This is a genomic window from Streptomyces canus 299MFChir4.1 (genome assembly GCF_000383615.1).
GTDB lineage: Bacteria > Actinomycetota > Actinomycetes > Streptomycetales > Streptomycetaceae > Streptomyces > Streptomyces canus_C.
The window spans coordinates 1-11,068 of the sequence record NZ_KB911664.1 but is presented as its reverse complement, the minus strand read 5'-3'; the positions used below and the strand labels follow the sequence as shown (position 1 = coordinate 11,068).

General features: G+C 67.8%; 7 protein-coding genes and 4 pseudogenes. 7 read left to right on the top strand and 4 right to left on the bottom strand.

Annotated elements, in window-relative coordinates:
- Positions 1 to 1,149, top strand: a pseudogene (locus H293_RS0147970) (AAWKG family protein); the annotation flags it as partial.
- A gap of 949 nt (positions 1,150 to 2,098) precedes the next feature.
- On the opposite strand, the gene H293_RS0147965 reads toward H293_RS0147970, so the two are convergent.
- A complete protein-coding gene (locus H293_RS0147965; RefSeq protein ID WP_078612951.1) occupies positions 2,099 to 3,088 on the bottom strand; it encodes a peptidoglycan DD-metalloendopeptidase family protein in 990 nt (329 codons plus the stop codon).
- 391 nt (positions 3,089 to 3,479) lie between these two features.
- On the opposite strand from H293_RS0147965, the pseudogene H293_RS59625 reads away from it, so the two are divergent.
- Positions 3,480 to 3,697, top strand: a pseudogene (locus H293_RS59625) (transposase); the annotation flags it as partial.
- 441 nt (positions 3,698 to 4,138) lie between these two features.
- Here the strand turns inward: H293_RS59625 and H293_RS0147955 are convergent.
- Positions 4,139 to 4,900: an SDR family oxidoreductase gene (locus H293_RS0147955; protein WP_020124867.1), complete on the bottom strand. Its 762-nt coding sequence runs from the start codon at positions 4,898 to 4,900 to the stop codon at positions 4,139 to 4,141.
- 189 nt (positions 4,901 to 5,089) lie between these two features.
- Here H293_RS0147955 and H293_RS0147950 point away from each other — a divergent pair, with 189 nt between their 5' ends.
- The 5 genes and pseudogenes from H293_RS0147950 to H293_RS62080 all read left to right on the top strand — a co-directional run.
- Positions 5,090 to 5,962, top strand: a complete 873-nt coding sequence (locus H293_RS0147950; protein ID WP_020124866.1) for a helix-turn-helix transcriptional regulator — start codon at positions 5,090 to 5,092, stop codon at positions 5,960 to 5,962.
- Between the two features lie 38 nt (positions 5,963 to 6,000).
- Positions 6,001 to 6,350, top strand: a pseudogene (locus H293_RS59620) (transposase); the annotation flags it as partial.
- A 171-nt stretch (positions 6,351 to 6,521) separates the two neighbouring features.
- On the top strand, positions 6,522 to 7,091 hold the full coding sequence (locus tag H293_RS0147945; protein ID WP_020124865.1) for a TetR/AcrR family transcriptional regulator: 570 nt from the start codon (positions 6,522 to 6,524) through the stop codon (positions 7,089 to 7,091).
- A 75-nt stretch (positions 7,092 to 7,166) separates the two neighbouring features.
- Complete coding sequence (locus H293_RS0147940) at positions 7,167 to 8,345, top strand: GDSL-type esterase/lipase family protein (RefSeq protein ID WP_020124864.1); 1,179 nt, start codon at positions 7,167 to 7,169, stop codon at positions 8,343 to 8,345.
- Positions 8,346 to 8,390: 45 nt separating this feature from the next.
- A pseudogene (locus H293_RS62080) lies at positions 8,391 to 8,510 on the top strand (transposase); the annotation flags it as partial.
- A gap of 106 nt (positions 8,511 to 8,616) precedes the next feature.
- Here H293_RS62080 and H293_RS54190 read toward each other — a convergent pair.
- Positions 8,617 to 10,419 (bottom strand): alpha-N-acetylglucosaminidase, encoded by a 1,803-nt coding sequence (locus tag H293_RS54190; RefSeq protein WP_199790294.1) that lies wholly within the window; start codon positions 10,417 to 10,419, stop codon positions 8,617 to 8,619.
- Positions 10,420 to 10,685: 266 nt separating this feature from the next.
- Positions 10,686 to 11,068, bottom strand: a 383-nt coding sequence (locus tag H293_RS0147925) for a transposase (RefSeq protein WP_028808859.1), incomplete at its 5' end; no start/stop codon positions are given.

Below are 11,068 nucleotides of genomic sequence, written 5' to 3'. Positions count from 1 at the left end.
AAGTCGGTGACGTCGAACTTGGGGAATCTCGGCAACCTCAACGGCCAGGGCGGTCCCAACGACATCAAGCTACCGACGCAGACGATAGGCGGACTGGGGGACCTAGGAGACCTGGGGGACCTGGGCGACCTTGGGGACCTCAACACAGGCCAGACCGGCCTGGAGTCCCCGACCGGCGGGCACACCACGTCCCACGAAGGCGACTTCACCACTACGTTCCCGGACGGCAGCAAGGCAACGTTCGACTCTGACAGCGGGATCCTGACCACCACCGGCACCGACGGCGGCACCACGAGTGTGGACCTCACCCACGGAGCGACGGTGACCAACCCGGACGGCTCGACCACCGTCCTCGATGACAGCGGCAAGCTGACGACCACCTTCCCGGACGGCAGCACCCAGTCCATCGACCCTGACACCGGTGCCACCACCGTCACCGATGCACAGGGCAACAAAGAGACGGTGAACCTGCCGAATCTCAACACTCCCGATCTCAACGTTCCCGATCTCAACGTTCCCGACCTCAACACTCCCGACCTCAATCTGCCCGATCTCGACCTTCCCGCGTCCGGGCCGGGCGATAGCCTGAACGGGACGGTCGGCGGCGGCGGCCCCAGCGCCACCCGGAACGTGCCGCTACCCGACCTGCCCATCGGTGGCGGCGGGGGCGACTTCGGGTCGCTCGGCGATCCCTCGCTACCCGGCTCCGAATCGCTGGCTGCTCAGGGCTCGAACACCGCACCCCCCCTCGGTTCTGGCATCGGCGGAAACGGCCCGCTCACGCCTCAAATGGGCGCACCCGGCGCCCCCGGCGCGCCCGGCACGCCGGCCCCCCCGCTGGGTGGCATGGGCGGCGCGGGCGCGGGCGGGGGTGGCGAACGCGGGAACGCAGAGCGGACACGGGCCGTTCTGGTCGACGCGGCGGAGGAGAGCGAGCGACGCAACCGCCGACGCCGTAACGCGTGGCACCGTCAGGAGGACGACGACACCTTCCTGGCACCCGCCTCCAGGGTCGCGACCACTGGCGGCGACGCCACACAGACGGCAGAACCGCACAGCAGTGTCACCACCTCCGCGGACTACCTGGAGGGCGACGACGACGTGTGGGGCACCGAGGAAGGTGGTACGCCCGCAGTGGTCGGGCGGTGACCATCGTCGGGACGGGCCGGGCAATCCCTTCGGCCCGTCCCGACGGTAACGAGGGTGACCGCCCTCGTTGGCGAACCGTCCCGTCACCAAGGCGGCTGTGCTGACAACAAAGCCAGGGAGCCGTGCGGGCGCTCGCCCGACCGCCTTGCGCATGCTCATGCGCAAGGCGGGCACCGCCGTCTCGGCGTCCCCCGCGTGCTCGGCGCCGATGGCTCCGCCTTCTGATGTCCTGCGCCGGGGATTCGATCGGGATGTGCGGTGAGCAGGCACTACCGGCCGTGGGCGGATCGTTTCCTGTGGCCGGCCATCGTCCCCTGTCTGTCTGCGGTAACGCGGGGGCAGCAGGTTGCCGTTGGCGGTTCAACCGGCCCCTGACCGCGCGGTATTCACCCCTGCCAGGGGGTGTCTGTCTGCCGTACGGTGCACGCGTCAGAAGCGGGATCGCTTTAGCGATCTCGTCGGGATGGGTGAGCATGCCGTCGTAGGGCCCCGGCACCATCACCGGGGTCAGTCCGTGGCGCACGGCGAACTCGGCGCCCGACCGCACCAGCCTGATCGTTCTCGACCAGCAGATACAACCAGGTCCACGTCGAGGGTCGTGAGATCGGGCAGGTCGAAGGCGGTGCGACAAGCGCCGGAGTCGGTTCGAGGAGTTCGAGCAGAAGGCCCCGAGCGGCTTGTGGAGCGTCGGGCGTGAGCAGGCCGACCGATTCCCCGGTTGGCCCGTCACCCGCACCGCTCACCTGGGCCGGTCCGTCAGTGATGCCAGGCCGTAGTCCACCGTGAGCACGTTCATTTTCACCGCTTCGTGCCGACGCGAAACGACGGACCCCCCAACCAGGGCACGGCCCAGTCGGTCACCACCGGCGTCTCTTGCCCACCGGCAGTGAACGGCTCCATCTGAGCCTCGGAGAGGTCCCGGTGGGCGGTTCTCGCGGGGGAGGGCCCGTCAGCCGATGGAGACACCCTTGGTACGCAGGTAGGCGACCGGATCGATGTCCGAACCGTAGTCCGGCGTGGTGCGGATCTCGAAGTGCAGGTGCGGGCCGGTGACGTTGCCGGTCGCGCCGGAGAGGCCGATCTGCTGGCCCGCAGTCACGGTCTGGCCGCTGGAGACCGAGAGCGCGGACAGATGGGCGTACTGGGCGTAGTAGCCGTCGGCGAGCTGGATGACGACCTGGTTGCCGTACGCGCCGCCCCAGCCGGCCGAGACGACGGTGCCCGCACCGACCGCCCTCAGCGGGGTGCCGGCCGCGGCGAGGAAGTCGACACCGGTGTGGTGGCCGCTGGACCACAGACTGCCCCCCGTCTTGTAGCCGGTGCCGAGGGGGGCGCCGGACACCGGGGCGGTGAAGCCGTTGACGCTGCCGGTGGCCTTGGCTGCCGTGGTGGCCTTCCTGGCTGTCTTCGTCTCGGAGCGCTCGGGGGCGGAGGAGCCCTTGGAGGGCGACTGGGACCTTGGAGTGGAGGCGACCGGCGACGACTCGGGGGCGGCTGTCCCGGCCCTCTTCTTCGCGGGTGCGGTTGTCCCGGCGCTCTTCTTCGCGGAGCGCTTGTGGGTGAACGCGTCGACCGCCGACGACTTGAGGGCCGCAGCCTCGGCCTGCTTACCGCCGATGACGAGCTTGAGACCCGGACGGATCAGTGACGGGTCAGCCCCGATGGCCTCACGGTTGTCGGCGTAGAGCCTCTTCCAACCCCCGCTGACGTCCTGCTCGTCGGCGATGCGTGAAAGGTATTCCCCGGGCTTCACCGAATAGGTCCGCACGTCGGTCTTCTCGGCTGCCGCCTCCCTGACTTCGACTTCCTTCCTCTGAGGTGTCTGCTTCTCGACAGCCTCGTCACCTGCGACCGGAAGGGGCTGGGGGGTCTTTTTAGGGGTGGGGCCGGACTTCGAGGGAGTGGTGTGGGCGCTCACGGCGGTCCCCGCGGCTCCCATGAACAGCACCGCGAGGATGCCGCGTTCGGTCCCGGCGACGGCTGGTAACGCCAAGCCGGCCGCGACCGCCAAGGCGACGCTCAGGAAGAGAATCCAGCGACGGAGAACCATGACGGCACCACCCAGACAAGAGGGAGAACGTTCGATCTACTTGCAATGATCAGGCGACACTTGGGCCCCTGTCAATACCGAACGTTCTACCCCCGGGTCGTTTTGACTCGACGTGCTTGGGCAAGAGCGGGATGCCCGAGGACAAGCTCTGCGACATTCCCTGACCCGGCGTCACCCTGCTGCGGAGCTCCTCAATAGAACGCCGTGGCTTCGGGAGAGCCGTGTCTGTGCCACCGCTTGAACATCGCCGGCGGTCCCGGACTCGTCCACGACAGATTCGCTCATGCGCTGGATCGCCCAGGTCCGAACAGCCGAGTGCCCCTCCTCCATGCCTTCACCCGGGTCCTGGACCGGGACATCGGCGCCGTGATTGCCGCCCTCACGCTTCCCTACGGCAACGGCCCTACCGAGGGCGTCCACGCCAAGACCAAACGGATGGCGCGCCAGATAGACGGACGAGCAGGCTTCACCCTGCTCCGGCACCGCATCCTCCTCGGACAACAGCACGCTTCGCCACCACCGAATGCGCACAGGGCCGTTGGATCTACCCTCCCCGCGAGGGGGGAGTGCCTGCGGGCGGGGATGGCGTCCCGCTGAGTGCAACGCCGTTGCACGACCGGGGACACGACCCGGGCGCGAACGCCCCTGTCTATGCGGGCGTTGACGGTCTCGATCGCGTTGGTGCCGCAGATGACCTTGCGAATGCCGGGACCTGCACGAGGAGTACCACTCTGCCCTGACCCATCTTGGTGAACAGGGCGCCTCGCTGCTGATGCTGATGGTGAAGTTCCGGCACAAGAAGCCGGAGCTGCTCGTCCCCGGAGACACCCGCCGCTGAAACCGTTGCCGCCCGAGAGGGGGGGCCGCGCGGGCGGGGCCGTTCGGGTGGCGGGGTTCGGGCGATGAGCGGTGAGCCCGCCGATCGGGAGGGGAAGGGTGTCAGCCTTGGCGGCTGGGGAGCATGGCCAGGGCCTGGGATCGCTGTGCGACGAGGTCGTCGTAGGTGCCGTCGCGCTCGGCCCAGCGGTGCACGCGGACGCCCTTCACGAGGATCTCGTGGGGGGTGGGGTCCTGTGCGAGCAGGTGCATGACCTCGGTGGCGAAGTCGTCGAGCGGCAGCGCGTGCGGGTTCACCTTTTCCTGTCCTGCCGTGGCGACGGCCGGGGGGACGAGCTCCACGACGCCGACGCCGGTGCCGTCGAGCTGCGCGCGTAGTGCCTCGGAGTAAGCGTGCACCGCGGCCTTTGAGGCAGCGTAGCTGGGCATGGGCGGGAACGGCAGGAAGGCGATGCCGGAGGTGACGGTGATCAAGGTCCCGCTGCCCCGTCGGATCAGATGCGGGGTGAAGGCGTCGATGACCCGGATGGTGCCGAGCAGATTGGTGTCGATGGTCGTTGCCGCCGCCTCGAAGTGCGCGGGGTCGCGCAGGTCCTCCAGGAGCATGACGCCCGACATCGTCACCACGGTGTCCAGCTCGGGATACCGGGCGAGCGCGGCGTCACGAGCGGATGCGACGGAAGCACTGTCGGTGACGTCGATGCTGATCGTGCCGAAGCCTTCTTCAGCGAGTTCCGAGAGTGCCTTCGGGCTACGGCCGCCAACGGCCACGGTGCTGCCCGCCGCAGCGAACCGCCGGGCCAGCTCTCGCCCGATGCCCGAGGTTCCGCCGACGATGAGAACGGTGCGGTTGGAGAGATCCACGAGATCTTCCCTTCAGTCCAGGGCGCCGCAGGCGTTCAGGCCCGCGGCACACACAGTGATGCTCTCTGTCTTTTTCAAAACAGTCCTCTCGCAGTCTTGAAGGCATCCCCCGGGTGTGCCAGGGCCCCCGTCTTCCCTGGTCCTGCCAGGGCCCCCTCTGGGACACGCGCACCGCATTACGGTGTCGGTATGAAGGACGAGGAATCTGGCAACCAGCTCGGCAGCTACCTCCGTGCCCGACGCGAACTGGTCTCCCCGGCACAGGCAGGGCTCCCGCCCGGGGGCAACCGCCGCGTGCCCGGCCTGCGCCGCGAGGAAGTCGCCCTGCTCGCCGGAATCAGTCCCGACTACTACCTGCGCCTGGAACGGGGCCGTGACAAGAACCCCTCACCGCAGGTCCTCGAATCACTTGCGCGGGTCCTGCAGCTCGACGACATCGAGCGGACGTATCTGCTCGGCCTCGCGGCGGCACGCCCCAGGGCGCCGCGGCGCAAGCGGCCCGAGCACGTACCCGCGCGCGTGCACGAGTTGCTCGCCCACCTTCAGATCCCCGCGTTCGTCGAAGGGCGCGCGTTCGATGTCCTGGCCTCCAACCCCATGGCGGTCGCGCTCTCCCCCCGCCTGCAGCCCGGCCAGAACCGGCTGCGTTCCCTCCTCCTTGATCCTGAGGAACAAACCTTCCACCAGGACTGGACGAAAGCCACCGCTGATTTCATCGCCGCCCTTCGCACCACCATCGGGGACGACACCGACAACCCCCGGTTCGTCGAACTCGTCGGAGAACTCTCACTCTCCAGTCAGCGGTTCCGTACCCTGTGGGCCCGCCACGACGTCCGCAGTCTCGACGGAGGCACGACCACCGTCCACCACCCCGTCGTCGGTGAACTTCGCCTCCACCGCGACAAACTCCCCATCGGCGACGTCATCCTCGTCGTCTACTACCCCGACAAGGGCAGCGACAGCGACGAGAAACTGCGGCTCCTCGCCGCACTCTCACACACCGAGTCCGCCGGTACAGCACACGACAGACCGGCGGACACCCCGCGCCCAAAGACACCGTGACGAGCACGCACGGCCCCGGTGTCGCAACCAGAACGCCCAACGTCCACGACAGCCAGGCTCTGAATCCCGCTGGTGAAGGGCATACCGCCGATCCGATCTCGGCGAGGTCCCCGTCGACGTAAGCCCGGCAGGCCGCATGCCGACAAGGGCACGACTACACCCAGCTGCGCCGATGGTTGTCCCAGCGAGGTATCCGACACCACATAGCCGAAGGGAGTCGAGACCTCGCAGCGACCCGGTCGGCACCGCTGGACCAGCGAGCGCACGATGGCCCTGGCTCGCTGGATGCCGCCGTCTCCATCGTCGCCACGAGCGCAAGGCTGAGCACTTCCTCGCCTTCACGAGCCTCACATGCACCCTCATCTGCTACCGCAGACTGCCCAAATGAGGTGGCCTCTCATGCGAAATCAAGGTGGGGTGCCTGTGAGGCTTCGTCGACCCCCTGCCGTCGCTCTCGACTCATTCGACGAAGCGCCCGCACCGAAAGAGACGTATCTTTGCCTATAGGTTGTAGGTTAATCTATGCTGACCATAGGCAAAATGAGAGTAGGTGTTGGTTGTGGTTCGGGCAGGACTGAGCCCGGAGCGGCTGACGCTCGCTGGTGCGGAACTCGCCGATGAGGCCGGGTTCGACCAGGTGACCCTGTCCGCGCTTGCCCGGCGTTTCGATGTGAAGCCGGCAAGTCTGTATGCGCATGTCAAAAGCTCCCACGAGCTGAAGACCCGGATCGCGCTGTTCGCACTGGCGGAGCTTGCCGACCGGGTCGCCGAAGCCATCGCCGGGCGTGCAGGCAAGGACGCCCTGACGGCCTTCGCGAACGCCTACCGGGACTACGCCCGGGCGCACCCCGGCCGGTACGAAGCGGCCCGGTACCGGCTCGACCCGCAGACCGCCGCGGCCAGCGCGGGCGTCCGGCACGCCCAGATGACGCGGGCGATCCTTCGTGGTTACGACCTGGGTGAGCCGGACCAGACGCACGCGGTCCGCATGCTGGGCAGCGTCTTCCACGGCTATGCCTCTTTGGAGGCGGCCGGCGCTTTCGACCACACAGACATCGCCGCGCAGCAGTCCTGGGCCTGGATCCTGGACCGCCTCGACACCGCATTGCGGAACCGGTCCACCCCCTGACCGAGCCGCGTCACCCGCAACAGTCCCCCGTACAGACCCGACACCTCACCTCCGACTCACAAGAGGCTTTAAACAATGAGCACCGGACAGAACCTGATCACCACCCCCCTCACCGCGGACTTCATGCGCGGGCACCTCGACGTGGAAGAGACCGCTCACGGCCTGCTGCCGCACCGGCTGCCTGCCTGGGCGCGTCGGCAGATCCCCGACGACCTGCTGGCCGTGGCCGAGGCCCAGCCCTCCGGTGTCCGGCTGGCCTTTCGTACCAGCGCCACCACGATCCACCTGGACACCCTGCCCACCAAGCGCGCCTACCGGGGCTTCCCGCCCCCTCCGGACGGCACCTATGACCTCTTGGTCGACGGCCGCCTCACCGCCCAGGCCACCGTGGACGGCGGCAACCTGCGCACCATCACCGACATGCAGACCCAGACTGCGGAATTCACCCCGGGCCCCGCCGGCACCGCCCACTTCACCGACCTGCCCGCCGGCGAGAAGGACATCGAGATCTGGCTCCCGCACGCGGAGATCACCGAGGTCATCGCCCTACGCACCGACGCCCCCGTCGAGCCCGCCCCGGACAAGGGGCGCCGGGTGTGGCTGCACCACGGCAGCTCCATCAGCCACGGATCCAACGCCGTCTTCCCCAGCACCATCTGGCCCGCCCTGGCCGCCTCCGCAGGTGATGTGGAGCTGATCAACCTCGGATTCGGCGGTAGCGCACTGGTCGACCCGTTCACCGCCCGCGCGATGCGCGACACCCCCGCGGATCTGATCAGCCTCAAGCTCGGCATCAACGTCGTCAACAGCGACACCATGCGCCTGCGCGCCTTCGCCCCCGCCATCCACGGCTTCCTCGACACCATCCGCGAGGGCCATCCCACAACGCCCTTGCTCCTGGTCTCCCCCATCCTGTGTCCGACCCACGAGAACACCCCCGGACCTCTCATGCCGGACCTCTCCAGTGGAACCCTGAAGTTCAAGGCCACCGGTGATCCGGCCGAGACCGCCGCCGGGCGGCTGACGCTCACGATCATCCGCGACGTCCTGGCGGACATCGTGAGGCAGCGGTCCGTCGATGACCCCAACCTCCACTACCTCAACGGACTCGACCTCTACGGCGAGAGCGACCACGATGAGTTCCCCCTGCCGGACGCAATCCACCCCAGCCCCGAAGGACACCGCCGCATCGGCGAGAACTTCGCCAAGCTCGTCTTCGCGAACAACGGGCCCTTCACCATCACCACTGGCTGACCCGGAGCCCGCGCGCACCCGAACGCCCTAGCCAACGCTATACACCCCGACCTCATCCGCGACTACTGGCAGGCACAGCGCCTGTGGTCCGGCTCGTACTTCGCGGGTTCGGTCGGCGGTGCGCCACTCAGCATCGTCAAGCGGTACATAGAGCAGCAGAACCGACGGGCACGTCACAGTCAGACATGGAGCGGGCTTTCGCCGCCGTCTCAAGCGCGACGGCACCCCGGACCCGATGTTCGGCGGCCAGGCCGTAGCAGTGCGCGCCTCCTCATGAGTTCTCGGTGATCCGGATCGCGATATCCAGGACAGCGGCCGCGGCTGATCTGGGGTCTCCGCTGGGACGGTCGGGGTAGACGGTGTGCGCCCGGCTCCATTGGTCGGCTCGGGCGTACCAGTCGACAGGCTGTGTCTTCCCACCGACGAGGGTCTGTCGGACTTCGTCGAGCCAGAGGGCCCAGCGGGAGCGGTAGTAGTCACCCACCAGGCCGGCCCAGGAACGAGTTGCGTATTCGGCCAGGACGGTCGCATCCTCGTAGCCCCATGAAGTCAGCAGGCGCTTGGCCTCCATGGAGAGGTAGTCACCTTCTTCCTCGTCCGATCCCCATGCCCGGGCGTCGGCAAGCCACGTGCCGAGCAGGAAGTGCTCGTTCGTACTGAGCACGGCATCCTGCGCATCGATCAGGTCCAGCAGGCGCCGTGCGGCGGCGTCGTAAGCTTTCACGTCGCCTGATCGCGCCGCGTCCGCGATGTGGCGCAGGGCGGTTCGGGCCACGTCTTCCGCGACCTGGCGTGCGACGTCGACGAGGTCGTAGCGCATTCCCGGCGTGTCCAGTCGCTCGGCGGCACCGAGCAGCGCCCGTAGGGCTGGGATCAGGGCTTCCTCCGGGTAGGCGAGGGCTCGCGGACCCAGCAGGCTGGCCTGGTTGGCGTCCAGACTCGGGACAGCGGCGATCACCGAGTCCGTGCCGGCGTAGGGCGGTAGTGCTTCGGACATGGCGTCCGCCACCTGGACGAGCGTTTCAGCGAACTCGGGCGCACCGTGTACATGGGAGGCGTCTACGGGGACGCCGGCCAGTGCCTGTACCGTCTCGGCCGGCAGGCCTCCCTGGTGCGCATGGCGCCACGGCCCGTATGCCGTGGCCATGAGGATCTGCCATGCCTTGTTGGCCTGTGAGTCGGCAGCGCCGTACCGCGACGCAGTCCACTCGCGCACCCACTCGCGTAGATCGAGTGGTTCGTCGGCCCAGGTGAGGTCATTGAACAAGTCCCACAGGATGGGGTTGTTCGCCAGTCCCTCGGCCATGTTGGCCATCCCCACTAGTCCGGGAAGCCGGTTCTCTCCCCGCCATTGGCGGGGAAGGGCCGCCACGGCCTCCAGGTCACCGTACAAACCCGTCCTGCCTCCGTAGTTGGGCAGGATTCCCCACGCCCACGGTGCTGGTCCGAACCCGTCCTCGCGATGGTGTTCACCGGTGATGTCGAGCACGATCACGCGGTCGGTGTCGATGGCGTCGAGCAGTTCTCGACGCGGGTTCCCGGACCAGGCCTGCATGACCCATGTGGCGTCCGGGTCGGCGGTCGTCATAGCCTTCTGCACCCCGCGCGCTGCCGAGCCGAGATCGGTGCCGCCGGTGTGACCTCCCTCATGGACCAGATCCACCGCCCACATCCCTGTAGTGCCGAAAGCGGCTCGCTGCTCCGCGTAGAAGATCTCCGCGACGGTGGCGTAGGCATCGGTGGTCGAATCGAGCCAGTCCGGCCGTACCGGGCCGACGACGTCTTTGAACCAGCGGCCTTGCGGCACTGTGCGCGTATCGGTCCAGCGCTTCGTGAAGCCGGGCGGCACCGTGCCGCTGAACCCAGGGAGGATGGGGACGATGTCGAGCTCCCGCATCCGCTCGATCACCTTGCGAGCCAGCCTTGCCCGGTCCTCGACAAGGGTTCTGCTGGTGCCGCGGCCCAAGTTCTGGATGTTGTTCAGCCAGAGCCACGGCTGATGCGATGGTGGTCCCAGCCAGCGCAGGATTTCCTGCTCCTCGTATCCGCACTGCAGGAACGTGCTTAGAAGCAATACCAGTGACTTAGTCGGGATCGTGGTCCCAGACGCGTCGCACTTTGACGGGTGGGTTGATCGGGGCTGTCTTGTAGTGGGGTGCGATGGTCACGGCTTCGGCTGGGTCACGGGTCGGCCGGGGCCGGTTGCGGTGGTCGAGACGTTTGACGCCGAAGTTCGACATTTTGCGTTTGACGACGCGAGGGTTGGTACGTCTGCGGCGAGCCGGCAGTAGGTGGCGGGCTATCTCGCGCAGTCCCTCGGTGAGGGATACGGCCAAGCGGTCAGGGGGAAAAGGCCGCCTGCGCGATGACCTGACGTCGGGCGAGGCGGAGGGTGCGGGTGAAGGAAAGTCGGTCCGGGTCCATGTCGACGCCCTCGGCGGCGATGTGCATGAGCTGGCGGATTGCGTGGTGGACCAGCAGATGGGCCCGGACTTCCTGCTCGACACCGTCCGGCGAGCGGGACCGCAAGACCTCGGCGGGGCCACGCTGGTGGGTCTTGAGTTCATCCAGAGCGGTCTCGATCTCCCACCGCTGGTTGTACAGGGCCGCCAGTTCCGTGGCGGGTGCTGCTTTGTGGTCGAGGATGGTGGTGATCAGCCGGTAAGGCGCTGACTGTACCGGTCGGCCGGGGTCGTCCAGGGTGTACTCGATGACCCGCACCA